This window comes from Kitasatospora sp. NPDC090091 (genome assembly GCF_044747365.1).
In the GTDB taxonomy this organism is placed as follows: Bacteria; Actinomycetota; Actinomycetes; order Streptomycetales; family Streptomycetaceae; genus Kitasatospora.
On the sequence record NZ_JBIVDY010000008.1, the window covers coordinates 120,334 to 143,792 of the forward strand.

Genomic DNA, 23,459 nt, shown 5'->3' on the forward strand with positions numbered 1-23,459 from the left:
ACGCCCGTCATCGCCCGGAGGCCCCCTTGCGCGTACTTCTGATCGCCAGCGCGTTCAACAGCCTGACCCAGCGCGTCCACACCGAACTGCGTGAACGCGGCCACGAGGTGGCCGTGCAACTCGCGCTCGGCGACGAGCAGGTGCGGGCCGCGGTGGCCCGCACCGACCCCGAGCTGATCATCTGCCCGATGCTCACCACGGCGATCCCGGAGGACGTCTGGTCCACCCGGACCGTCCTGATCGTCCACCCGGGGCCGAAGGGCGACCGCGGCCCCTCCTCGCTCGACTGGGCGATCACCGAGGGGGCCGAGCGCTGGAGCGTGACCGTCCTCCAGGCGGTCGCCGAGATGGACGCCGGGGACATCTGGGCCTCGGCCGAGTTCCCGGTGCCGGCCTGCGGCAAGAGCGAGCTGTACCGGAACGAGCTCGCCGACGCCGCCGTCAAGGCCGTGCTGCAGGCGGTCGAGCGGTTCCGCGGCGGCCTCTTCACGCCCGAACCGCTGGACTACGACCGGCCGGACGTCCGCGGCCGGCTGCGCCCGCCGCTGCGCCAGGAGGACCGCCGGATCGACTGGGCGGCCGACGACACCGCGACCGTGCTGCGCAGGCTCCGCGCGGCCGACTCGCAGCCGGGCGTGCTGGACGAGCTGTTCGGGCGCGAGTACTTCCTGCACGGTGGCCACCCGGAGGACGAGCTGCGCGGCCCGGTGCCGGGCGCGGTGATCGCCACCCGGGACGGCGCGATCTGCCGGGCCACCGTGGACGGCGCGGTCTGGATCCCGCAGCTGCGCCCGCGGCGGACGCCCGGTGGTCCGGCCACCTTCAAGCAGCCGGCCGCGACGGTGCTCGCCGACCACCTCTACCGGGTCCGCGAGGTGCCGGTGAGCCCGGCTTCGGCGGCGGACCGGGAGACCTGGTCGGAGCTGCGCTACCGCGAGCGGGACGGTGTCGGCTTCCTCGAATTCGCCTTCGCAGGCGGGGCGATGAGCACCGATCAGTGCCGCCGCCTGCTGGCGGCCTATCAGGAGGCGGCCGGCCGGCCGACCTCGGTGCTGGTGCTCGGCGCGGCCCGTGACTTCTTCTCCAACGGCATCCACCTCAACGTCATCGAGGGCGCGTCCTTCCCGGCGCTGGAGTCCTGGGAGAACATCAACGCGATGGACGACCTGGTCGAGGCGGTCCTCACCACCACCGACAAGGTCACCGTCGCGGCGCTGGCCGGGAACGCCGCCGCGGGCGGGCTGATGCTCGCCCTCGCCGCCGACGAGGTCTGGTGCCGGGAGTCCGCCGTGCTCAACCCGCACTACCGGCTGATGGGCCTTTACGGCTCGGAGTACTGGACGTACACCCTGCCCCGCCGGGTCGGCGCCGAGCAGGCCGAGCGGCTGACCTCGGAGGCCCTGCCGGTGGGTGCGGCCCGGGCGGAGCGGCTGGGCCTGGTGGACCGCACCCGGGTCGGCGACGCGGCGGAGTTCCGCCGCTGGGTGACCCGGGAGGCGGCCCGGCTGGCCGGATCGCCGGAGCTGACCGGGCGGTTGGTGGAGAAGAAGCGCCGGCTGGCCGCGGACGAGGACGTCCGGCCGCTGGCCGACCACCGGGCCGAGGAGCTGCGGCGGATGCACCGCAACTTCTACCGGGACGGCGAGCCGTACCACCGGCTGCGGCGCGCCTTCGTCCACAAGGTGTGCCCGGAGGCCACGCCGGAGCACCTGACCGGACTGCTCGGCCGCCCCGAATAGCCCGGAACGGCCCGGGACGGCCCGGACCTGCCCGGAGCACGGCCGGAGGGCCCCGCCACGAACCGTCGGCGGGGCCCTCCGGCCGTGCTCCTCAGCGTCCGGACCGGGCCAGCGGGGCCGCCCGGCCCACCAGGACCGGCTGCGCGTTGAGCGTGCTGCGGCTCGGCGAGACCGCGAAGGCCAGCGAGCCGAAGAAGATGTAGCAGCCCAGCCCGACCACCAGCGGGAAGATGAACTGCAGGGCCATCACCCCGCCCTGGGTGTTCTGCGCGTAGTCCAGCCGGACGGAGACGGCGGCCATCCCGGTGTAGTGCATCGCGCACACCGCGACGCCCATGACCGGGGCCGCGGCCATGACCGCGAGCGTGCCCCGGATGTTCAGCGCGGCCCAGAGCGCGGCCGTCGCGGCGAACACCGCGATGCCGACCGAGACCCCCACCGTGACGTGGTCGTAGCCGACGTGGCCGGGCAGGACCATCGCGGCCATACCGAGGTAGTGCATCGCAGCCACCCCGAGCCCGGTGGTCAGCCCGGCCGCGAGCAGTGCGGGGACGCGGTGCCGGCTGTAACCGACGGCGAACATGCCGAGGCCGACGAAGAGGATCGCCACCAGCAGGCTGACCATCGTCAGCGCCGGGCGGTAGCCGATTTCGAGGCCGGTGACGGAGAAGCCGAGCATGGCGATGAAGTGCATCGACCAGATGCCCGCGCCGAGCGAGGTCGACGCGAAGAGCAGCCAGTAGACCCGGGTGCGCCCCCGGGAGACCAGCGCCCAGCGGGTGGCGCGCAGGGCGACGAAGGCACCCAGACAGGCGACGAAGTACGAGACAGCGGGTGTCACCCAGCCGTGGTCCGCATGATGGATCTCACCCACGAGGAAGCTCCTGACGGGTTCGGGGAAGGAGTGGCGCCAGGGGTTCGGGCGGGAGCGGCGGCCGGAGGTGGCCGGGCGTGCGGGAGCGCGCGCGGAAGGGGCGCGCAGGGGGGGGGCCGCCCAGGGGAGCCCCTGATGTGTGGTGCCCCTGACAACCGGGACAGTAACCACTGGCGGCGGCGCGCTCAAGGTTCGCGCGTTTGGTGAAACCGCAGGTCAGGGTAGGTCTTCACGTGATCGGCAAGATCTTGGCACCAACCCCTGACGCCGCCTGCGCACGGCGTGCCCGCTGCGGTGCGGGCGTTTGTGGATCACTCCAAGGGAGCTAGACCGAACGGGTGGCCGGCCGGGTCGATCAGCACCTTGAGTGTGCGGCCGTGCTGGTACTGCGGCTCGGTGGCGCCGAGCGCGAGCGCCTTGGCGGTGGCCTCCTCCAGGTCGTCGACGTAGAAGTCCAGGTGGAAGTGCTTGCCGCCGTCCGGCTCGGTCCACGGCTCGGGCCGGTAGCCGTTGACCCGCCCGAAGCCGAGCGGGCTGCCGCCCTCCGGGTTGTCGAGGATGGCGAAGTGCTCGTCCACGTGCCTGGTCTCCCACCCGAGCAGCTCGCCGTAGAACGCGGCCAGCGCGACCGGGTCGGCGCAGTCGATGGTGACCATGGCGAGGCGGGCGAAGCCGGTGTCGGCCTGCTCGGCCTGTTCGGCGGCGACGTCGGTCATTTCTGGTCGGCCCTTCTACTGAGGGGTGGCGCGGCGCCGGGGCCCGCGTGGATCGGGTCCCACGACCAGCATCGCACCGGGAGTCATGGAGGGCACGGCCGGTGGCGCCGGGGGCTTCCGTCCGGCGCGGATCGGTGCGGATTCGGCACGGATCGGCGCGGACGGGCGCGGATCCGGCCGGATCGCGCCGGATCGCCACAGAATCGGCACGGCTCCCGTGCCGGTGGCCGCCGAGGAGATGTATAGACTTTTGATCATTTCGGGGGATTGTTGTGCACGGGGGGGTTTGTCCATGGCCATCGAGCTGCCGGGCGAAGTGGTGACGCTCCTTGAGTTCATCGGCATTCGCTGGCCGTCGATCAACGAGGACAAGGTCCGCGAATTCGGCGAGCACGTGAAGGAGTTCGCGCAGGGCCTCGAAGAGCTGCACGCGGACTCGACCGCGACGGTCCATCAGCTCGGCGGGGCCTACGAGGGCGCGTCCTACGAGGCGTTGGTCGCCAAGTGGGCGCTGATGTCCGACAAGCACTTCAACGAGGTTGTCCAGGCGGCCCACGTGGTGTCGAAGGCCCTGGACACCGCCGCCGACGTGATCGTCGGGATGAAGCTGGAGGCGCTCGGCGAGCTCATCGTGCTGGCCGCCACCTTCGTCGCCGCCCAGGCCGCCGCCGTGGCGACCGCGGGAATCGCGGAGGTCGGGGCGGTCGCCGCCCAGCAGGCCGCGCGCAAGCTGATGTCCTATCTGGCGCACCAGTTGGAGGACTACGTCGTCGGCCAGGTGGTCGAGGCCGCCATCACCCCGCTGGTGGAGGTCGTCTCGGAGGCGGTCGCCGGCCTGGTGTTCGAGGCCGCGGAGGCGGCGCTGAACGGCGGCGGCGGTTCGGCCGGCACCGGATTCAAGATCAACCCCGCGGCCGTGGAGACGCACGCCCGGGCGCTGCACGAGCAGGCGGAGAAGGTGGCCCAACACGCGCAGGTCTTCCGCGCCCGCGTCGCAGGGATGAGCTTCGAATGAGCGACCCGATCGTCAAGGCCCTCCAGCACGGGGCCCAGAAGCTCGGCAAGGCCCTCGCCGACGACATGGGCAAGGCCGCCAAGAAGATGTACAAGCAGGCGGGCGACAACCTCAACAAGGCCGCCAAGCACCACAGCAGCAACGACGCGCACCACGCCAAGGACCTCACCGGCAAGGGCAAGGACGGCGGCGCCCCGCCGCCGCACGCGGGTACCGGCGGCGGTGGCGACGGTTCGAAGCCCGCGCCGCGGAAGTACTTCATCCACGACGACGGCCGGGTCCAGGAGATCAAGGACGGCAAGCTGGTCGACCTGGACGGGAGCGACAAGTCCCTCAAGACCCTGCTGGACGGCGACTCCGACAAGGTCAAGGACGCGGACCCGAAGGACCTGAAGGACAAGTACCACGCGCGGCAGTACAAGAAGACGGACAAGGACGAGGACGGCAAGCAGAAGAAGAACGAGAAGGTCGGCAGCAGCAAGATCAAGGAGCCGTCCCCGCTGTCCCGGGCGGTGGAGGAGGCCCGGCGCGCCCAGGGCGACTACGGCGGCAAGAACTACGCCTCGCTCAGGTACCGGGACGAGAACGGCGAGTTCATCCTCGTCGGCCGGAGCGACTACGTCCGGAGCCACTCGGAGCGCTCGATCGGCAAGCCGTTGCTGGGGGGCAAGGAAGGCAACGTCAGCGACCTCTACACCGAGCGGGCGCCCTGCCAGGCGGGCCCGAACTGCGAGCGCTGGCTCGGCCGGCACTTCGAGCCGGCCAATCCCGACCTGAACGTCACCTACGGCGTCGACTACGACAGCAAGGTCAAGACGGCGGACCGCGACTGGGGCCACCGGGCCTATCTGGACCAGCTGGAGAAGGACCACGCCGCCGGCCAGCATGGTGGCACGATGGGGCCGACGGACTTCGACGCACAGGGCCAGCAGGACAAGGCGGCCCACGAGGCCAAGCAGGCCGCGAAGAAGAAGCACAAGGGTATGTGACGGGCGAGCTCGAAGGATGGATGACAGGTGCTGGTAGGGATTGACTGGCCCGTGCTCGTTGAACGGGCCGAACCCGGCGACCTGCTGAGGTTCCGCCCCGACGCCGCGGCCCGGATCTGGCCGGACGGCGACGGCGCGCGCTTCGTGACGGAGGTCGGGATCCCGTGCTCCAACGGGCTCTTCCGGATCCTGGAGGAGTTCGCGGACCGGGATCCGGCGAGCCCGGCGAAGGCCTTCGCGACCTGGCCGGACCCCGAGCCCGTCGACACCCCGCACGGCAGGCTGCAGCCGCTGGGGATGCTCTACCAGGCGGTCGTCCTCGTGCACCTCGGCGACGGCACGATCTGGGTCTCCGACCCGGACGCCGAGGCCGAGTACGAGCTGGTCCACGGGGATGTCTCCTCGCTCGGCTACCTGGTCTACAAGTTCGAGGTGGAGCGGCCGGGGCCGGACGAGCGCCCGAACCCGTACGACTGGGCCGAGGTGGAGGAGATCGTCCGCGAGGGCATGGAGCGCTGGGACCCGCTGCCCTTCCGGAGCGAGTTCTGGACGGCGTTCCTCGACTCCTACCCCATGCTGTGAGAGGGCGGGTTCGGAGGTGAACGCGGACGTGAACGCGGACAAGGACGACGAGCTGACGGCGGCACTGCTGGCGCACTTCGGCCCGCGGGGGCTGCGCGCGCTGCCGGTCGCGCCCGCGGGGCCGCTGCGGCACCCGGGGCTGCCGCTGCAGGTGGGGCCGTACTTCCGCTCCGCGGAGGAGGCCGATCCGCTGTCGCTGGGCGAGTACGCGGCCGGCTCCGGGCTGGACGCGGGACCGCTCGCGGCCCAGCTGCGGATCGGCACGGACGGCGGGGCGGAGCTCTACTTCGCGCCGGACCGGTCGGTCCGGGCGGTGCTGCCGGGCGCCGAGCCGGTCGACCTGCCGGTGAGCTCCGACACGGCGGCCTTCGCGGCCGGATTGCTGCTGCTCGACCGGCTGCTGCCCGCGGTCACCGCGGTGGACCGGCCGGAGGAGGCCTTCACGGCCTACCGGGAGCTGCGCCAGGGCCTGCTGGCCGCCGACCCACGCGCACTCGACGACCGCGAGGGCTGGTGGCCGCGGGTCCTGGACGATCTGCGGCGCCCGCTGAACGTCGACTCGTCGGCGGCCTTCGAGGTGGCCGACGGGCAGGGCGGGACGCGGATCGTCACCCAGGTGGGCGGCCCCGGGCCGCTGCACCCCGAGGAGGCGCTGTGGCACCGCCTCCGGGCGGAGGGCGTCGGGGCCGAGCAGGTGGTCCGGGTCCACTGTGAGCTGGAGCCCTGCATGATGCCCGGGCACTACTGCGCGCTCTGGATGGCGCAGGAGTTCCCGCAGGCGGAGTTCACGCACAGCTTCGACTACGGGGAGACGGCCACGTCCCGCGAGAGCGGGATCAAGGCGTTGATGATCAGCCTGGCCGAGCGGCAGGGCTGAGTCCATACAGGGCCGAGTCCCGGCGGGGCTCGGCCGGACAGGTCCGGGCCCGGTCGGGCCCGGACCCGGTGGGATCGCGGAGAGGGAAGCAGGGGAATGGCGCGGGACGGGCGACGGATGCCGCCGCTGGGGGCGGGGCGCAAGCCGGCCGGACTGGCACTGCTCGGCTGGCTGGACGACCCGCGGGCACCGCGGCTGTGCCGGGTGTCGGGGCCGCCCGGGGCCGGCAAGTCGCACCTGCTGGCCTGGCTGGTCCGCGGCTGCACCACGGAGGCGGTGCCCGGCGGGCGGCGGATCCACGCCGTCCTGCCCGCCGCCGGGGCCACCGTCCGGACGGCCGTCTGGTCGCTGGGGCGGCAGCTCGACCTGGTCGCGCACGCTGCGGGCCCGCTGATCGAGGCGATCGCGGCGGACGCCCGGCCGACCCTGGTCTGCGTACCCGGGCTGGACGCGGCCGAGGACCCGGCCGCCCTGGTGACCGGGCTGCTCGACCCGCTGCTCCGGCTGCCCGGGGTGCGTCTGGTGGTCGAGGCGGCGACCGGGGGCGCGGCGGACGGGGCGTTCACCGCGGTGCCCGCACCGGCGGTGCTGGAGCTCGGCGACCCGCAGTGGACGGACCGGGCCCGGTTCGAGCAGTGGGCTGCCGCCCGGGGCGCCGACGCGGCCGCCTACCCGCTGCCCGGCCCGGCCCTCGGCACACCGGCCGCCCCGCCGGCGCCGGTGCCGCCGGCCGGTACCGACCTGCGTGCCGCCGGTGAGGAGGCCCTGTCGGCGCTCTGGAGGGCGGCCGCGGCCGCCGGCGACCCCGGCCCGCCGGCCGCCGACCCGCTGCTCTACGCGCTGGCCGACCCCGTGCCGGTGACGGCGGCCGTCGAGCGACGCGACGACGCGCTCGCCCGGGCCTGGCGCGCTGCCGGTCCGGCCGTGATCGAGGAGCCCGACCCGGCCGTCCGGGCCGCCGTGCTGCGGACCCGCCTGCTGGGCGCGGACACCACCGCCGCGGCCGCCGCGGCCGTCCTCGCGCAGCTGCCCGGGCCCTGGTCCGGGCGCTGGGCGCGCTGGGAGGGCGCCGACCCGGACTGGCCGGGACCGGCCGTCGCGGTCACCGGCGGGACGGGGCCCTACCTGTCGCAGGTGCTGGTGGCCGACCCCACGGGCGCGGTGCGGACCTTCGACGCCGCCACCGGCCGCCGCGTCGGCGCCGTGGTGGTGCCGGCCCCGCGCCCGCTGCGGGGGCTGGCGGTGACGGCCGGCGGCTCCGTCGTGCTGCTCGACGCCTGGGGCCGGGCGGAGCTGGTGGTCCCGGCCGAGCCGCGGCCGGGGCTGGAGCCGTACGGGCTGATGACGGCGCTGGACGCGGTCCGCGCGGCGGCCGGCGACGGCCCGGCCGGCGGTCCGGGCGGCGGCCTGAGCGCTGTGGCGGCGATCGGCGGGCTGGCCGACTCCGCGCCGGCGTTCGGCGACGCGGCCGGCGCCGTGCACTGGTACGAGGGCGGCAAGGTGGCCAGCGAGCGGCTGCACCACGGTCCGGTCACCGCGCTGGCCGGCACCGCGCTGGGCGGCGGGCCGCTGACCGGTCCGGAGATCCCGCTGCTGGCGAGCGGCGGCTTCGACGGCGCCGTCCGGCTCTGGGGCCCGCGCTCGGGGCCGATGCCCGAGCCGTCCGACCGGCGCGGCTGCCCGGTGACGGCGGTGGCCGCCGGGGCGATGTCGGCCGGCCCGGTGGTGGCCGCGGCCTGGTCCGACGGGCTGGTCCGGGTGCGCGACCTCGGGACCGGGCGGGTGGTGGACGTGCGGACCGGCTCGGAGGTCTGGTCGCTCGCCCTGGCCGGGACGCTGCTGGTGCTGGGCATGCCGGACGGCCTCGCCGCGGTGGACACCCGGCGCTGAACGGCGCCGGGGGCGCCCGCGCGCCGGAGGCACAGGCGCGCCGGAGGCACGCACCACCGGTCCGGGGGCGGTCGGAAATCGATTTTCTTTAGCGAGAGTAATGACGTAGGCTAAAGAACATGCCCGAGATGTCCGAGCAGGACCTCGCAGCCGTCAATCAGCTGCGGTCGTCCACCATGCGCCTCTCCCGACGCCTGCGTCACCAGCGGGTCGAGGAGTCGCTCAGCCCCACCGAGATGGGGGTGCTGGGCACCCTCGCACGCTGCGGGAAGGCCACGCCGGGTGAGCTCGCCCGGAAGGAGCACGTACAGCCGCCCTCGATGACCAGGATCGTCGCGATGCTGGAGGAGAAGGGCCTGGTGCGGCGGGAGCCGCACCCGGAGGACCGCCGGCAGGTGGTCGTCAGCAGTACCGAGCAGGCGGAGGAGATCCTCACGGAGAGCCGCCGCCGGCGCAACGCCTGGCTCGCCGAACTCGCCGAGGGGCTCGACGAGGAGGAGTGGGCCGTCCTGAGGGAGGCCGCGCCGGTGCTCTACAAGCTCGCACACCTCTAGGCAACGCCGTTCCGGTCAGCCGCCGGAAGACGAAGGAGAACCGCATCACCGCAGGACCGACCACTGACACCAGGAGCGCGACGGCCCCCCGACGGGTCGTCGCGCCGCGAGGGGAGACCACCGTGACACCGCCGGCCGCAGCCAGCGCCGCCGCTTTCCGTACCGACGACCCGACCACCGACCCCGCCGCGGCGAGCGCCGCGGCCGCCGAGAGCCAGGCACCCGCCCCGACGGGGCTGCCCGGCAGCGGCGACGACGACCCCGACGAACGCACCGCGGCGGACGACCCCGCCGCTCCAGGCCGCCCCCGCGCGGCCCGCCCGTCGCCCGTCGACGGCCCTTCGCCGGCACGCCCCCTCCCGACCGCCACGGGGGACCGCTTCACCAGGCCCGGGGGGATGTTCTCCTCGCTGCGCGTGCGCAACTACCGCTACTACTTCGCCGGCCAGGTGGTGTCCAACACCGGTACCTGGATGCAGCGGATCGCCCAGGACTGGCTGGTCCTCAGCCTCACCGGCAGCCCGCTCGCCGTCGGCATCACCACCGCGATGCAGTTCCTGCCGATGCTGCTGCTCGGCCTGTTCGGCGGGGTGCTCGCCGACCGGATGCCCAAGCGCCGGCTGCTGATCTACACCCAGGGTGCGATGGGCCTGCTCGCCGCCGGCCTCGCCGTGCTCACCGTCGGCGGCGTCGTGACGCCGTACTACGTGTACGCGTTCGCGCTGCTGCTGGGCCTGGTCACGGTGGTGGACAACCCGACCCGGCAGGCCTTCGTCTCCGAGATGGTCGGTCCGAAGGACCTCGCCAACGCGGTCAGCCTGAACGCCGCCAACTTCCAGACCGCGCGCCTGATCGGCCCCGCCGTGGCGGGCCTGCTGATCGCGGCGGTCGGCAGCGGCTGGGCGTTCGCCGTGAACGCGCTCTCCTTCGCCGCCGTGATCGGCGGTCTGCTCGCGATGCGGGAGAACGAGCTGCGGCCCACCGCGCCGATCGCCCGCGAGAAGGGGCAGTTGCGCGAGGGCCTGCGGTACGTGAGAGAGCGGCCCGAGCTGCTCTGGCCGATGGTGCTGGCCGGGTTCATCGGCACCTTCGGCTTCAACTTCCCGACCCTGCTCTCCGGTTTCGCTTACGACACCTTCCACGTGGGTGCCGGGCAGTACGGCCTGCTGAACACCGCTATGGCGGTCGGTTCGCTGGCCGGTGCGCTGCTCGCGGCCCGCCGGGGCGCGCCCCGGCTGCGCCGGCTGGTGGGGGCGGCGCTGGCGTTCGGCGCACTGGAGGTCGTGGCCGCGTTCGCGCCCGGCTACTGGACCTTCGCGGTGCTGCTGACGCTGATCGGGGTGTTCGGGCTGAGCTTCAACACCTCGGTCAACTCGGCGCTGCAGCTGGGCACCGACCCCGAGATGCGGGGCCGGGTGATGGGCCTGCTGGTCCTGGTCTTCACCGGCGGCACGCCGATCGGCGCGCCGGTCGTCGGCTGGGTGACCGCCTCGTACGGGCCCCGACTCGGCCTGCTGGCCTGCGGGTTGGTGTCGGCGGCGGCTGCCGCCGTGGTCGGTCTGGTGCTGGCCCGCAGCGCGGACCTGCGGGTGCGGTTCGACCTGCACCCGGGCCGCGGCGGCCGGGTGGTGGCCTTCGTGCCGCGCACCACCGCTCCGGCCAAGTCGGAGCTGGCTCCGGCCTGCTGACGGTTCGCCGGCCCCGGGGGCGGGATCGCCCGCCCCCGGGGCGTCCGGTCAGAGCCGGATCTCCAGTACCTGGCCATGCCAGGCCCCGCCCGGCTGCTCGACCTCGAAGGCCTCGGTCTCGGTGAAGCCGAGCGCGCGGTACTGGCCGACCAGCTTGCGGTCGGCGCCCGCGTAGCAGTCCACCCGGACCAGGCCGATGCCACGCCGCCGGGCTTCGTCGAGCGCGTCGGCGATCAGCGCGGCACCGATGCCCGAACCCTTGCGGGACCGGTCGGTGACCAGGTTGCGGATGTACAGCTCGCGCTCGTCCACCGCCGGGATGTGCAGGCCGCGCTCCTCGGAGAGGACGCAGGAGCCGACCGTGCGGCCCTCGTCGTCGACCGCGAGCCGGATCAGGAACGGCGCGGCGGCGTACTTCGTGATGTGCTCGACACGGGCCGGGTTGCCGCTGAAGGACTGGTCACCCCATTGGCCGGTACGGCCCTGGGAGGCCAGCCAGGTGACGGCGCCGTCGAGCAGGGCGAGGATGTCGGGGACGGAGTCGGGACCCCCGTTGCGGATCTTCATGGAAGACCGTTCTAGCCCAAACGATGCGGTTCGGGAAGCCGCCCGCCGGCCGCGCGGGGAGGGAGGATGGCGGTATGAGGCTCTTCGTGGCGGTGGTCCCGCCGGTCGAGGCGTTGCAGGGGCTCTCCGACGCGGTCGCGCCGGTGCGCGGGCTGCCGGGGGCCGACCGGCTGCGCTGGACGACGGTCGAGGGCTGGCACCTGACGCTGGCCTTCCTCGGCGAGGTGCCGGCCGAGCGGCTGCCCGAGCTGGAGGCCGGCCTGGCCGGCGTGGCCGAGGTGCACGCGGTGCACCGGCTGCGGATCTCCGGTGCCGGCCGGTTCGGCGACCGGGTGCTCTGGGCCGGGGTGGACGGTCAGACCTGGGCGCTGCGGCGGCTCGCCGAGGCGGTCGGCGAGGCCGTCGCGGAGGTGGCCGGCGAGACGGACGCGTACGGCTTCCACCCGCACCTGACCCTGGCCCGGGCCGGCTCCCACCGGGGGCACCGGAGGGCGGTGCAGCGGGTGGCGGCGGCGGAGCTGGACGGCCTGGCGGCGGCGCTGGCCGACTACCGGGGGCCGGAGTGGGAGGCCGCCGAGCTGCGGCTGATGCAGAGCGAGTCGGACGGCGGCGCCCCGCACTACCGGACGGTCCGGGCCTGGCCGCTCGCCGACTGGAGCTGAGGGCCCAGAGCCTGGGTGGCCCCGGGAGCGCCCGCCCGGCGTCACGGCCAGATCCGCATCGCGTCGGCGGCGACGCGCTCCAGCGCGGCCCGCCCGGCGCCGTCCCGGGCCCGCTGGGACATGCCCTGCAGCACCGCGGCGGTGAACTGCGCCAGGGCGGCCGGGTCGGTCCCGGCGGGCTCGTGGCCGGCCGCGACGTCGGCGCGGATCCGGGACTCCAGGGCGCGGACGTTGGCGTTGCGCAGCTCCCGGACGGCCTCGGCGACCTCGGGGGTGGTGCAGTTCACCGTCGAGGTGATCAGCAGGCAGCCCCAGGGGTGGTCCGGGTCGGTGGTCTGGGCGGCGGCCTCGCGCAGCATCCGGGCCACCCCGGCCCGGGCGGTGGGCTCCTCGGCCAGCGCCCGGGTGGCGTACGCGCCGTGGCTCTCCCGGTAGCGGGCCACCACCTCCGCGAACAGTGCCCGCTTGTCGCCGAAGGCCGCGTACAGGGACGGCGGGCGGATGCCCATGGCGGCGGTGAGGTCGGCGACCGAGGTCGCCTCGTAGCCGTGCTCCCAGAAGAGCCGCAGGGCCTGCTCCAGGGCGGCCTCGCGGTCGAAGGAGCGCGGCCGCCCGCGGCGGTGCCCCGTCCCCGCGGCCGCCGGGGCTCCCGGGGCCTCCGTGGCCGCCCCCGCCGTCGTGGTCTCCGTGCCGGCCCCCGTGGTGCCCTTCGTCGTCGCCATGCCGAGATTCTATATCGAGCGCTACAGAAGCCGTGTTACGGTTCCATTCATTAGCGACCGCTACAGAAATGAGGGCGTGGCCATGGGCGCGCTTGCGGGCAGGACGGCACTGGTGACGGGCGGCAGCCGGGGGATCGGGCGGGGCATCGCCGAGCGGCTGGGGCGGGACGGCGCGCTGGTCGCCGTCCACTACGGGGGCAACGCGGCGGCCGCCGACGAGGTGGTGCGGACGATCGAGCAGGCCGGCGGGCGGGCCTTCGCGATCGGTGCCGAGCTGGGCGTGCCCGGCGACGCGCAGGCGCTCTGGGCGGCCTTCGACGAGGGGCTGGCGGCGCACGGCGGCGGCGCGGGCCTGGACATCCTGGTGAACAACGCCGGGATCGGCCAGTTCGGGCGGATCCACGAGGTGGCCGAGGCCGACTTCGACCGGGTGTTCGCGGTGAACGCCAGGGCGCCGTTCTTCGTCGTCCAGCACGGGCTGGGCCGGCTGCGGGACGGCGGCCGCATCGTCAACGTGTCGTCCGGCGTCACCCGGGTGGCCTTCCCGGGCGCCGTTTCGTACGCGATGACGAAGGGTGCCCTGAACACCCTCACGCTGACCCTGGCGGAGGAGCTCGGCCCGCGCGGGATCACGGTCAACTCCGTGCTGCCCGGAGTCGTCGCCACCGACATCAACCCCTGGCTGGCGGATCCGCGGGAGCGGGCCAGGGTGGCCGCCTACTCGGCCTTCGACCGGGTCGGCGAGGCGTCCGACGTGGCGGACGTCGTGGCCTTCCTGGCCTCGGACGACGCCCGCTGGGTCACCGGGCAGAACGTGGACGCCAGCGGGGGATCCAGCCTCGGCGTCTGAGCTCCGACCGGCCGGAGGTACCCTCGTTGACCGTGGATCCCAAGACTCGTATGCGTATCGTCACCGGCGCCCTGGTGCTGCTGCTCGTCGTCGTGCTGATCAGCTCGCTGGTCGACCGCTAGGGCCTGCCCTGTGGATCAGCCCGGGGCTGCGACCTGATCCACAAGACAGGCCCTGGGCCCCGGCGGTCGGGGCCGGCGTGGACGTGAAAGGGCCACCGCCCGCAGGCGGTGGCCCTCACGTGTCGCCCGCGACGCGTCAGAGCTGCTCGACCACGTAGTCGATGCAGGCGGTCAGCGCCTCGACGTCCGCCGGGTCGACGGCCGGGAACATCGCGATGCGCAGCTGGTTGCGGCCGAGCTTGCGGTACGGCTCGGTGTCGACGATGCCGTTGGCACGCAGTGCCTTGGCGACGGCGGCGGCGTCCACCGAGGCGTCGAAGTCGATCGTGCCGACCACCTGCGAGCGCTCGGCCGGGTTCGCCACGAACGGGTTGGCGAACGCGGACTTCTCGGCCCAGCCGTACAGCCGGGACGAGGAATCAGCCGTACGGGCGACGGCCCAGTCCAGCCCGCCGTTGCCGTTCAGCCAGTCGAGCTGGTCGGCGAGGAGGAACACGGTGGAGATCGCCGGGGTGTTGTACGTCTGGTCCTTCGACGAGTTGTCGATGGCCGTCGGCAGGTCGAAGAACGGCGGGATGTAGCGGCCGGAGCCGGCGATCTCGGCGGCGCGCTCCAGGGCGGCCGGGGAGAAGGTCGCCAGCCAGAGGCCGCCCTCGGCGGCGAAGGACTTCTGCGGGGCGAAGTAGTAGACGTCGGTCTCGGTGATGTCCACCGGCAGGCCGCCGGCACCGGAGGTGGCGTCCACCAGGACCAGCGAGCCCTGGTCGGCGCCGGCCGGGCGGGCGATCGGCATCGCGACGCCGGTCGAGGTCTCGTTGTGGGTGAGCGCGTAGGCGTCCACGCCGGCCTCGGCGACCGGCAGCGGGTGGGTGCCCGGCGCGGTCTTGATCACGCTCGGCTCGGCCAGCCACGGGGCGGCCTTGACCGAGGAGGCGAACTTGGAGGAGAACTCGCCGAAGTCGAGGTGCTGGGACTTCTCCCGCACCAGGCCGAAGGCCGCGATGTCCCAGAAGGCGGTGGAGCCGCCGTTGCCGAGCACGACCTCGTATCCCTCGGGGAGGGAGAAGAGGCTGCTCACGCCCTCGCGCACGCGCTTGACCAGGTTCTTCACCGGGGCCTGGCGGTGGGAGGTGCCGAGCAGGGAGGTCTCGGTCGCGGCGAGGGCACTCAGGGCCTCGGGGCGCACCTTGGACGGGCCGCAGCCGAATCGGCCGTCGGCGGGCTTGATGTCAGCGGGGATCTGGATCTGAGCCACGGGGCGCAGCCTACCGGTCACCGGCCGTCCACGGTGACCGCCGTCCGACCGCTGAGATGCCGCCAACCCGGCTGCGAGCTGCGGAAACAGCGGGCCCGGCCGGTGCCGGACCCGCTGGCTCGCAGCTCTTTCGGGTCAGTGCGCGATCGCGTCGTAGCCCTCGATGTCGCGCGGGCTGCGCGGGCCGGGGCCGATGTAGCGGGCGGCCGGGCGGACCAGGCGGCCGGTGCGCTTCTGCTCCAGGATGTGGGCCGACCAGCCGGCGGTGCGGGCGCAGGTGAACATCGAGGTGAACATGTGCGCCGGGACCTCGGCGAAGTCCAGCATGATGGCGGCCCAGAACTCGACGTTGGTGGCCAGCACGCGGTCGGGGCGGCGGTTGTGCAGCTCCTCCAGCGCGGCCTTCTCCAGTGCCTCGGCGACCTCGAAGCGCGGCGCGCCGAGCTCCTTGGCGGTGCGGCGCAGCACGCGGGCGCGCGGGTCCTCGGCGCGGTAGACGCGGTGGCCGAAGCCCATCAGGCGCTCGCCCTTGTCCAGCGCGTTCTTGACCCAGGCGGTGGCGTCGCCGGTGCGCTCGATCTCCTCGATCATGCCGAGCACGCGGGACGGCGCACCGCCGTGCAGCGGGCCGGACATCGCGCCGACGGCGCCGGAGAGCGCGGCCGCGACGTCGGCGCCGGTGGAGGCGATGACGCGGGCGGTGAAGGTGGAGGCGTTCATGCCGTGCTCGGCGGCGGAGGTCCAGTAGGCGTCGATGGCCTTGACGTGCTTCGGGTCCGGCTCGCCGCGCCAGCGGATCATGAAGCGCTCGACGACGGTCTCGGCCTTGTCGATCTCGCTCTGCGGGACCATCGGCAGGCCCTGGCCGCGGGCCGACTGGGCGACGTAGGAGAGGGCCATCACGGCGGCGCGGGCGAGGTCGTCGCGGGCCTGCTCGGCGGAGATGTCCAGCAGCGGCCGCAGGCCCCAGACCGGGGCGAGCATGGCGAGCGCGGACTGCACGTCGACGCGGATGTCACCGGAGTGGACCGGGATCGGGAAGGGCTCGGCGGCCGGCAGGCCGGGGTTGAACTTGCCGTCCACCAGCAGGCCCCAGACGTGGCCGAAGGAGACGTGGCCGACCAGGTCGTCGATGTCGACACCGCGGTACCGCAGGGCGCCGCCTTCACGGTCGGGTTCGGCGATCTCGCTCTCGAACGCGACGACTCCCTCAAGCCCGGGTACGAAGTCGGACATGGACGGCTCCTTCAGTTCTGCGATCGGCGGGCCGCCATGGTGGGGCGGCACACCAGTGACCGATGGTGGTTGGCACTCGGTGCCAGCCTGACAGGCACGGGGTGCATTGCGCCATACACCACCGTGGTGATGTTTCCCCTGGGGCCGCTTGACTTTCGCCCGGTGGCCGGTCGTGCCCGGGAAATCTTCGGAACCAAACGCCAGGTTCCGGACAATTCACCGTAGGTCGGGCGGTCAAGCGGTGGCGAGTCACCTTATCTCCCACCGGGGTTTGTCCACAGGTAGCGGTGCCGGTTGCTTGTCGTACGGGATGATGTTGATGTGCAGACCCCGGAACGCGCCCAGTCGACGCCCTCGCAGCCCGCCACCCGGATCCTGGCCGAGGAGGCCCGGCCCGGGCCGGACCTCACCGTGATGCGCAAGCACTACACCCACGAGGGACTGGTCGAGGAGCAGCTCGCCGCCGAGCCGATCGCCCAGTTCACCCGCTGGTTCCACGAGGCCGACGACGCCGGGGTGGTGGAGCCGAACGCGATGGTGCTCTCGACCGCGGACGCCGAGGGTCGGCCCAGCTCGCGCACCGTGCTGCTGAAGGGCTTCGACACCCGCGGCTTCGTCTTCTTCACCAACTACGGCTCGCGCAAGGGCGCCGAGCTGGCCGCCAACCCGTACGCGGGGCTGCTGTTCCCGTGGATCGCGCTGGCCCGGCAGGTGATCGTGCAGGGCCGGGTGGAGAAGGTCGGCCGGGACGAGACCGCCGCCTACTTCCGCACCCGTCCGCACGGCTCCCAGCTCGGCGCCTGGGCCAGCGAGCAGTCCAGCCCGGTGGACGGCCGGGAGGTGCTGGAGCAGCGGTACGCGGAGCTGGAGCGCCGGTACCCGGAGGGCGAGGGAGTGCCGGTGCCGCCGTTCTGGGGCGGTTACCGGGTGGTCCCGGAGAGCGTGGAGTTCTGGCAGGGGCGGGAGAACCGGCTGCACGACCGGCTGCGCTACCTGGCGGACCCGTCGGTGCCGGGCGGCTGGCTGGTGGAGCGGCTCTGCCCGTGAGCGCGGCGGGGGTGCCCCGGGGCCGGGCCGGCCGACCCGGCCACCGCCGCCCGGGCCCGTGAGCGCGGTGCCCTTGCGGGCGAACTCCCGCCCCGGGGACGGGCCGTGTGCCCCGCGTGCGCTCCCTCGTGAACCGGGCGCCCGGTCGCGGGCCCTGAACAGGTGGCGGCCGGCGCAGTAGTGTGGAGCAAAGGCCCCGGCTGCGGGCCGCGGCCACCACCACTCCTCCCGAGAGGGTGAGGCGATCGATGAGTGACACCGCCACCCACGCCGGCGCGCCGCTCGAACCGCGGGACACCTCCGAGCGGCCGACGCTAGCTCAACTCGCAGAACAGTCCGACGACTTCGTCGGCGGGCTGGTCCGCCGCGCGGGCGTGGACACGGACCGGCCGGGCGCCCTGCCGGTGGCCGTCTTCCAGTCCGCCGTCTGACCCGGAGCGGTCGGTCGGGGTCTTCCCCGATCCTGCCTCATGCCCCGTCAACTCCCCGGTACGGTAGGCCCCGTTGGCGGACCGGCCGGGGGGTGCTGCAGTGCGGCCGTACTTCTTCTTCAGCTACGCGCGGCAGGACCACGTGGCCGGCGGGGCCTTCGTCGACCAGTTCTTCAGCGACCTGCGGGACGAGCTCGCCCGGATCGAGCCGGCGGCCGGCCCAGGCGAACTCGCCTACCGGGACACCGAACGGCTGCGCGTCGGCGACGACTGGGAGCAGCAGCTCTCCCGGATGCTCGCGGTCAGCCGCACCATGGTGGCGCTCTACTCCCCGGCCTACTTCGCCAGTTCGTACTGCGGCAAGGAGTGGACGGCCTTCGACGACAGGGTCCGCCGGCACCGGAAACTGACCGGCGAGTCGGTGCCGGCGCTGATCCCGGTGGTCTGGGAACCGCCGCCGGCCGGGCTGCCGGCCGAGGTCCGGCGGATCCAGTACCTGGAGCACCACCTGGGCCCCGCCTACGCCGCCCTCGGCCTGCGCGACCTGCTGCGGGCCGACCCGCACGGCCCCGACTACCGGCGGGTGGTGCGGGCCATCGCCGAACGGGTGCGGGAGGCCGCCCTGCAGCCGGTGGCCGAGCTGGCCGGCCTCGACCTCGGGCTGGTGGAGGGCTGCTTCCCGGTGCCGGCCGCCGTGGTGCCGCAGACCCGCAGCGGCCTGGTGCGGATCTTCGTCGCCGCCGGCCACGCCGCGGCCCGCCGGCTCGCCGGGGACCGCCCGGCCGGCGCCGCCGCGCTCGCGCAGGCCGTCACCGGCCCGGAGGAGCGGACGCCGGCCGACGGCGGCCACCGGGGCGGCTGGTACGGGGCGCAGCCCTGGGACTGGGCGCCCTACCACCCGCCGCGGCTGCCCTCGCTGGTGGTGCAGGCGCAGCAGGTGATCACCCGCGCCGGGCACAGCACCACGCTGGACGAGATCGGCCCCGGCCTCGCCGCCAGCCTGGACCGGGCCCGGGAGGGCAACCAGGTCAGCGTCCTGCTGGTGGACCCGTGGGCGGCCGGCACGGAGCCCTACCGGGGGGCGCTGCGCGAGTTCGACGACGGGAACCACCCGGTGACCGCCGTGCTGGTGCCGGCCGGGACGGACGACCCGGCGGACGGCCCGGCGCGCGCCCGGCTCTGGGGCGGGGTGCGCGAGGTCTTCCCGCGCAACTGGCTCCACCGCTCCGGTCCGGAACCGCTGTTCCGGGTGCGGGTCGCCCGGGAACGCTTCGAGGCGGAACTCCTCAGCACCGTAACGGTCGCGCAGAACAGGCTGTTAGACGAGGCGGACGACCCCGATCCGGTTTCGGCGCGGGCCCGGTTCGGGCTCGCCCCCGCGGTCGGGACGATGCCCGGTCTCACGATCCCCGCGTGGCCGCCCGCCCCCACGCCCCCGCCGCCCCGGGAGCCCCGCGAAGGAGACACCGAACGATGACCGCCGACCAGGTCGCCCTCGCGGACGGGGCCGCCGCCCTGTCGACGCCCGGGACCGGTTCCGTCGTCACCTTCTACTCCTACAAGGGCGGGACCGGCCGCACCATGGCCCTGGCCAACCTCGGCTGGATCCTGGCCAGCCAGGGCCTGAAGGTCCTGGTGGTGGACTGGGACCTGGAGGCCCCGGGCCTGCACCGGTACTACCACCCGCTGCTGATCGACCCCGAACTCCACGCCACCGACGGTCTGATCGACCTGCTGCGGGCCTACGTCGAACAGGCCCTGCCCGGCCCCGGCGACGCCGCCGCCACCGCCCCCGCGCAGTGGCTGGCCGAGCCCGGCCGGATGGACCGCTACCTGTGCGGCCTCGCCCTCGACCTGCCGGCCGGCGGCCGGCTCGACCTGATGCCGGCAGGCCGGCAGAACGCCGCCTACTCCGCCGCCGTCACCAGCTTCAACTGGCGCAGCTTCTACACCCGCGCCGACGTCCGGGGCGCCGAGTTCCTGCTCGCCCTGCGCGAGCGGTGGACGCGCAGCTACGACTACGTGCTGATCGACAGCCGCACCGGCGTCAGCGACACCTCCGGCATCTGCACCGTGCTGATGCCCGACACCGTGGTGGACTGCTTCACCCTCGGCGCCCAGAGCATCCGCGGCGGCGTCGACGCGGCCCGGGCCATCGTGGACGCCGACGAGCGCGAGATCCGGGTGCTGCCCGTCCCGATGCGGGTCGAGGACGCCGAGCGGGCCGGTCTGGCGGCCGGGCGCGACCTCGCCCACGACGCCTTCGCGCCGTACCTGGGCCGCTGGCTGAGCGCCGACCGCCGGGCCGACTACTGGCGGGACGTCGAGGTGCCCTACAAGCCCTTCTACGCCTACGAGGAGGTGCCGGCCACCATCGTCGACCGGCCGCAGCAGGGCCGCAGCCTGCTCGGCGCGTTCGAACGGCTGGCGGACTGGCTGACCGACGGCCGGGTGCGCACGCTGCACCCGGTCCCGGACCGTGCCCGCCGCCGGCTGTACGCGGCGTACCTGCGCACCGGCCGCACCCGCTCCCGCCAGGTGTACCTCAGCTACGCCCCGGGCGACCGGGTCTGGGCCGAGTGGGCGGCCGCCGCGCTGGCCGGATTCGGCTACCTCACCTCGCTGCACGGCGCCGCCGCGCCGCTGGACCCGGGCCCGCCCGGCGCCAGCGCACTGCCGGAGGCGGCCGGCCCGCTGGACGGCGACGGCCGGGTGCTGGTGCTGCTCTCGCCCGAGTACGCGGCGCTGCCCCGCGGTCGGGAGATCTGGCGCCGGCTCACCTCGGCCGAGCAGGACGGCGGTGCGGCGGGCCTGCTGGCGCTCTCGACCGCGGACCCCGGTGACGCGCCGCTGCCAGAGCCGTTCGCCGGCCACCCGGTGCGCGACCTCGCCCGCGGCTCGGCCGAGCAGGCCGAGACGCAGTTGTTCGAACTGCTCGGCCCGCCGCCCGGCGCCGGGCGGTGGCTGGAGGCCGAGGAGGAGCCGGCGCCGCCGCCCGCCCGCTTCCCGGCCGGCCGGCCCGCCGTGCAGGGCCTCCCGCCCCGGCTGCCCTCGTTCACCGGCCGCGGCCGGCTGCTGGAGACCCTGCGGGACGGCTTCACCCTCGGCCCGGCGGCCGAACCCGTGCAGGTGTTGTACGGCATGGGCGGGGTCGGCAAGTCGCAGGCCGCGGTCGAGTACGCCCACCGCTTCGCGCCCTCCTACGACGTGGTCTGGTGGGTCCCGGCCGAGGAGCCGGCCGGCGTGCCGCAGCGGCTCGCCGAACTCGCGCCCGAACTCGGCCTGGAGACCAGCGGTGACGTGGCCCGGACCGCCCGGGCCGTGCTGGACGCGCTCGGCCGGGGCCGGCCGCACCCGCGCTGGCTCCTGGTCTTCGACAACGCGGAGGACCCGGAGCACCTCGCGCCCTGGCTCCCGGCCGGTTCCGCCGACGGCCACGTCCTGGTCACCTCGCGCGACCGGCGCTGGGCCCGGCACCGCGGCCGGACCGAGGTCGAGGTCTTCGACCGGGCGGAGAGCGTCGAGCTGGTCCGCCGCTTCAACGCCGGCGTACCGGCCGCCGATGCCGACCGGATCGCCGAGCTCCTCGGGGACCTGCCGCTCGCCGTCGGCCAGGCCGCCGCCTGGCTGCACGAGACCCCGATGCCGGCCGCCACCTACGCCGAGCTGCTGGACGAGACGCTGACCGACATCCTCGACCGGTCGGTCCGGGCGGACGCCGAGTACTCCACCGTCGCCGCGGCCACCTGGCGGATCGCCGGCGCCGACCTGCGCCGGATCAACGCCCCGGCCGCCCGGCTGCTGGAGGTCTGCGGCTTCCTCGGCCCGGACGCCGTCCCGATCCGGCTGCTCTACAGCGCGCCGGTGACCGAGGCCGTCGGGCTGTCCCCGGGCACACCGGACGGCCGGCTCGCGATGGGCGAGATCCTGCGCACCGTCAACCAGTTCAACCTCGCCCGGTACGACCAGGCCGGCGGGGCGCTGAGCGTGCACCGGATCACCCAGGCGCTGCTGCGCGACCAGGTCGCCGAGGCCGACCGGGAACGGGTGCGGGCCGTCGTGCACCGTGCGCTCGCGCTGGACTCCCCGGGCGACCCCGACACCCCGGACAACTGGCCCCGGTACGCCGAACTGCTGCCCCACCTCTGGCCGTCCGGTGCCGTCGGGAGCCCCGACCCGGCCGTCCGGCAGTGGATCGTCGAATCGGTCCGCTACCTCTGGCACCGCGGCCTGCTCGACGCCGGCCGCGACCTCGCCGAACGCGCCCTGGCCCGGTGGTCCCCCGGCGGCACCGCCGGCTCCGGGGACGACGACCTGCCGGACCTGCTGATGCGCGTTCAGCTCGCCAACATCCGGCGGTCCCAGGGCGCCGCGCAGGAGGCGTACGAGATCGACCAGGAGGCGTTCGAGGGGCTGCGCGCGGCGCTCGGCCCGGAGCACCCGCACACCATCGCCGCGGCCAACAGCCTCGGCGGCGACCTGCGCCACCTCGGCCGCTACGCCGAGGCCCGGGCGCTGGACGAGCAGACCCTGGAGACCGCTCGGCGGGTGCTCGGCCCCGAGCACCCGCGCACCTTCATGAGCATGAACAACCTGGCCGTCTCGGCCTTCATGGCCGGCGACTACCGGGCCGCGCTGGCCCGCCACCAGGACGTCTACCGCCTCCAGCGCGCGGCGCTGAGCGAGCGCAACCCCTACACGCTGCTGTCGGCCGTCAACTGCGCCTGCGACCTGGTCGGTACCGGACGGTTCCAGGAGGCCCTGGACCTCCTGGAACACGTGGTGCAGAGCTATCGGGAGATCGTCGGGGACGACCACGCCGACACGCTGCGCGCCCGCCAGGCCCTCGGGGTCGCGCTGCGCCGGCTCGGCCGGTACCAGGAGGCACTGGCGAACGACGAGGACGTCCACCGGCGGCTGCACGCCTTCAACGGCGCCGACCACCCCGGCACCGCGGCCGCTGCCGGCAACCTGGCCGGCGCCCTCGGCGTGCTCGGTGACACCGGGCGGGCCGTCCCGCTGGCCGAGGAGGCGTTCGGGTACCACCGCACCCAGCTCGGCGAGGACCACCCGACCACGCTGGTCGCGGCCGCGAACCTGGCGGTGGCGCTGCGCCGGGCCGGCCGCACCGCCGAGGCCGGGCGGCTCTCCGCCCGCGCCCTGGACGGCCTGCGTGCGGCGCTCGGCGACCGCCACCCGTACGTCGGGATCGCGCTGCTGAACCACGCGAACGGCCTGGCGACGACCGGCGACCCCGCGGCGGCGGTGGCCCTGGAGGAGCAGGCCGCACCACTGCTGGCCGACGTGCTCGGCCCGGACCACCCGGACGCCCTGGTGGCGGTCTCCAACCTGTCGCTCAGCCTCGCGGCCACCGGTGACACCGACCGGGCCGGGCGACTGGCGGCGGACGCGCTCGCGCGGGCCCGGGAGGCGATGGGAGAGGCCCATCCGGTGACGGCGGCGATCCGGGACGGCCGCCGGCTGGAGAGCGACATCGAGACGCGACCGGTCTGAACGCGACCGGTCCGTGTCCGCGGTCCGCCGCCGGAGGCTCTGCGCCGTGCAGGTGCCGCTACGCGACCGCCGAGTGGGTGAACTTTGCGCGAGACTTCGCAGGATGGCGGGGTAGAGGACACAGAGGCT

General features: G+C 74.4%; 20 protein-coding genes. 14 read left to right on the plus strand and 6 right to left on the minus strand.

Going from position 1 to position 23,459, the window contains the following annotated elements:
• Window positions 1–26: 26 nt before the first annotated feature.
• Window positions 27–1,739 (plus strand): hydrogenase maturation protein, encoded by a 1,713-nt coding sequence (locus ACIPSC_RS16090; protein ID WP_400826237.1) that lies wholly within the window; start codon window positions 27–29, stop codon window positions 1,737–1,739.
• Window positions 1,740–1,830: 91 nt separating this feature from the next.
• Here the strand turns inward: ACIPSC_RS16090 and ACIPSC_RS16095 are convergent, their stop codons facing one another.
• Window positions 1,831–2,613 carry an MHYT domain-containing protein gene (locus ACIPSC_RS16095; protein ID WP_400826238.1) on the minus strand — a complete coding sequence of 261 codons (783 nt, stop codon included), beginning with the start codon at window positions 2,611–2,613 and terminating at the stop codon, window positions 1,831–1,833.
• Window positions 2,614–2,924: 311 nt separating this feature from the next.
• A complete protein-coding gene (locus ACIPSC_RS16100) occupies window positions 2,925–3,329 on the minus strand; it encodes a VOC family protein (RefSeq protein ID WP_400826240.1) in 405 nt (134 codons plus the stop codon).
• Window positions 3,330–3,621: 292 nt separating this feature from the next.
• On the opposite strand from ACIPSC_RS16100, the gene ACIPSC_RS16105 reads away from it, so the two are divergent.
• From ACIPSC_RS16105 to ACIPSC_RS16135, 7 genes are all read left to right on the plus strand, one after another.
• Window positions 3,622–4,344: a WXG100 family type VII secretion target gene (locus tag ACIPSC_RS16105; RefSeq protein WP_400826241.1), complete on the plus strand. Its 723-nt coding sequence runs from the start codon at window positions 3,622–3,624 to the stop codon at window positions 4,342–4,344.
• Window positions 4,341–5,333 carry a nucleic acid/nucleotide deaminase domain-containing protein gene (locus ACIPSC_RS16110; RefSeq protein ID WP_400826242.1) on the plus strand — a complete coding sequence of 331 codons (993 nt, stop codon included), beginning with the start codon at window positions 4,341–4,343 and terminating at the stop codon, window positions 5,331–5,333. The genes ACIPSC_RS16105 and ACIPSC_RS16110 overlap by 4 nt, the downstream gene beginning before the upstream one ends.
• Before the next feature lie 51 nt (window positions 5,334–5,384).
• On the plus strand, window positions 5,385–5,915 hold the full coding sequence (locus ACIPSC_RS16115; RefSeq protein ID WP_400826244.1) for an SUKH-4 family immunity protein: 531 nt from the start codon (window positions 5,385–5,387) through the stop codon (window positions 5,913–5,915).
• A 28-nt stretch (window positions 5,916–5,943) separates the two neighbouring features.
• A complete protein-coding gene (locus ACIPSC_RS16120) occupies window positions 5,944–6,792 on the plus strand; it encodes a nucleic acid/nucleotide deaminase domain-containing protein (RefSeq protein WP_400826245.1) in 849 nt (282 codons plus the stop codon).
• A 96-nt stretch (window positions 6,793–6,888) separates the two neighbouring features.
• Window positions 6,889–8,682 carry a hypothetical protein gene (locus ACIPSC_RS16125; RefSeq protein WP_400826247.1) on the plus strand — a complete coding sequence of 598 codons (1,794 nt, stop codon included), beginning with the start codon at window positions 6,889–6,891 and terminating at the stop codon, window positions 8,680–8,682.
• Window positions 8,683–8,801: 119 nt separating this feature from the next.
• Window positions 8,802–9,236 carry a MarR family transcriptional regulator gene (locus ACIPSC_RS16130; protein WP_313765121.1) on the plus strand — a complete coding sequence of 145 codons (435 nt, stop codon included), beginning with the start codon at window positions 8,802–8,804 and terminating at the stop codon, window positions 9,234–9,236.
• A gap of 122 nt (window positions 9,237–9,358) precedes the next feature.
• Window positions 9,359–10,924 (plus strand): MFS transporter, encoded by a 1,566-nt coding sequence (locus tag ACIPSC_RS16135; protein WP_400826249.1) that lies wholly within the window; start codon window positions 9,359–9,361, stop codon window positions 10,922–10,924.
• A gap of 48 nt (window positions 10,925–10,972) precedes the next feature.
• Here the strand turns inward: ACIPSC_RS16135 and ACIPSC_RS16140 are convergent, their stop codons facing one another.
• The gene (locus ACIPSC_RS16140; RefSeq protein ID WP_400826250.1) at window positions 10,973–11,491 is read right to left on the minus strand and encodes a GNAT family N-acetyltransferase; all 519 of its coding nucleotides are present in this window, start codon (window positions 11,489–11,491) and stop codon (window positions 10,973–10,975) included.
• A gap of 74 nt (window positions 11,492–11,565) precedes the next feature.
• Here ACIPSC_RS16140 and thpR point away from each other — a divergent pair, with 74 nt between their 5' ends.
• Window positions 11,566–12,153 (plus strand): RNA 2',3'-cyclic phosphodiesterase, encoded by a 588-nt coding sequence (gene thpR / locus ACIPSC_RS16145; protein WP_400826251.1) that lies wholly within the window; start codon window positions 11,566–11,568, stop codon window positions 12,151–12,153.
• A 41-nt stretch (window positions 12,154–12,194) separates the two neighbouring features.
• On the opposite strand, the gene ACIPSC_RS16150 is transcribed toward thpR, so the two are convergent.
• A complete protein-coding gene (locus tag ACIPSC_RS16150; protein WP_400826253.1) occupies window positions 12,195–12,875 on the minus strand; it encodes a TetR/AcrR family transcriptional regulator in 681 nt (226 codons plus the stop codon).
• Window positions 12,876–12,957: 82 nt separating this feature from the next.
• Here ACIPSC_RS16150 and ACIPSC_RS16155 point away from each other — a divergent pair, with 82 nt between their 5' ends.
• Window positions 12,958–13,725: an SDR family oxidoreductase gene (locus ACIPSC_RS16155; protein WP_400826254.1), complete on the plus strand. Its 768-nt coding sequence runs from the start codon at window positions 12,958–12,960 to the stop codon at window positions 13,723–13,725.
• A gap of 258 nt (window positions 13,726–13,983) precedes the next feature.
• On the opposite strand, the gene serC is transcribed toward ACIPSC_RS16155, so the two are convergent.
• Together serC and ACIPSC_RS16165 are read right to left on the minus strand one after the other, a co-directional pair.
• On the minus strand, window positions 13,984–15,102 hold the full coding sequence (gene serC, locus ACIPSC_RS16160) for a phosphoserine transaminase (RefSeq protein WP_400826255.1): 1,119 nt from the start codon (window positions 15,100–15,102) through the stop codon (window positions 13,984–13,986).
• A gap of 135 nt (window positions 15,103–15,237) precedes the next feature.
• The gene (locus tag ACIPSC_RS16165) at window positions 15,238–16,338 is read right to left on the minus strand and encodes a citrate synthase 2 (RefSeq protein WP_238861305.1); all 1,101 of its coding nucleotides are present in this window, start codon (window positions 16,336–16,338) and stop codon (window positions 15,238–15,240) included.
• Window positions 16,339–16,752: 414 nt separating this feature from the next.
• Here ACIPSC_RS16165 and pdxH point away from each other — a divergent pair, with 414 nt between their 5' ends.
• The 4 genes from pdxH to fxsT all read left to right on the plus strand — a co-directional run bounded on the left by pdxH (window position 16,753) and on the right by fxsT (window position 23,330).
• Window positions 16,753–17,385, plus strand: a complete 633-nt coding sequence (gene pdxH / locus ACIPSC_RS16170; RefSeq protein ID WP_400826441.1) for a pyridoxamine 5'-phosphate oxidase — start codon at window positions 16,753–16,755, stop codon at window positions 17,383–17,385.
• 248 nt (window positions 17,386–17,633) lie between these two features.
• Complete coding sequence (locus tag ACIPSC_RS16175; protein ID WP_400826257.1) at window positions 17,634–17,816, plus strand: hypothetical protein; 183 nt, start codon at window positions 17,634–17,636, stop codon at window positions 17,814–17,816.
• A 100-nt stretch (window positions 17,817–17,916) separates the two neighbouring features.
• On the plus strand, window positions 17,917–19,293 hold the full coding sequence (locus ACIPSC_RS16180; RefSeq protein WP_400826258.1) for a TIR-like protein FxsC: 1,377 nt from the start codon (window positions 17,917–17,919) through the stop codon (window positions 19,291–19,293).
• Window positions 19,290–23,330, plus strand: a complete 4,041-nt coding sequence (gene fxsT, locus ACIPSC_RS16185; RefSeq protein ID WP_400826259.1) for an FxSxx-COOH system tetratricopeptide repeat protein — start codon at window positions 19,290–19,292, stop codon at window positions 23,328–23,330. Before ACIPSC_RS16180 ends, fxsT begins: the two co-directional genes overlap by 4 nt.
• Window positions 23,331–23,459: the final 129 nt, after the last annotated feature.

Coding starts and splice junctions, on each gene's coding strand:
- ACIPSC_RS16125 (WP_400826247.1), top strand. CDS start 6,889: ATGGCGCGGGACGGGCGACGGATGCCGCCGCTGGGGGCGGGGCGCAAG.
- ACIPSC_RS16175 (WP_400826257.1), top strand. CDS start 17,634: ATGAGTGACACCGCCACCCACGCCGGCGCGCCGCTCGAACCGCGGGAC.
- ACIPSC_RS16105 (WP_400826241.1), top strand. CDS start 3,622: ATGGCCATCGAGCTGCCGGGCGAAGTGGTGACGCTCCTTGAGTTCATC.
- fxsT (WP_400826259.1), top strand. CDS start 19,290: ATGACCGCCGACCAGGTCGCCCTCGCGGACGGGGCCGCCGCCCTGTCG.
- pdxH (WP_400826441.1), top strand. CDS start 16,753: ATGCGCAAGCACTACACCCACGAGGGACTGGTCGAGGAGCAGCTCGCC.
- ACIPSC_RS16110 (WP_400826242.1), top strand. CDS start 4,341: ATGAGCGACCCGATCGTCAAGGCCCTCCAGCACGGGGCCCAGAAGCTC.
- thpR (WP_400826251.1), top strand. CDS start 11,566: ATGAGGCTCTTCGTGGCGGTGGTCCCGCCGGTCGAGGCGTTGCAGGGG.
- ACIPSC_RS16165 (WP_238861305.1), bottom strand. CDS start 16,338: ATGTCCGACTTCGTACCCGGGCTTGAGGGAGTCGTCGCGTTCGAGAGC.
- ACIPSC_RS16155 (WP_400826254.1), top strand. CDS start 12,958: ATGGGCGCGCTTGCGGGCAGGACGGCACTGGTGACGGGCGGCAGCCGG.
- ACIPSC_RS16130 (WP_313765121.1), top strand. CDS start 8,802: ATGCCCGAGATGTCCGAGCAGGACCTCGCAGCCGTCAATCAGCTGCGG.
- ACIPSC_RS16150 (WP_400826253.1), bottom strand. CDS start 12,875: ATGGCGACGACGAAGGGCACCACGGGGGCCGGCACGGAGACCACGACG.
- ACIPSC_RS16100 (WP_400826240.1), bottom strand. CDS start 3,329: ATGACCGACGTCGCCGCCGAACAGGCCGAGCAGGCCGACACCGGCTTC.
- ACIPSC_RS16140 (WP_400826250.1), bottom strand. CDS start 11,491: ATGAAGATCCGCAACGGGGGTCCCGACTCCGTCCCCGACATCCTCGCC.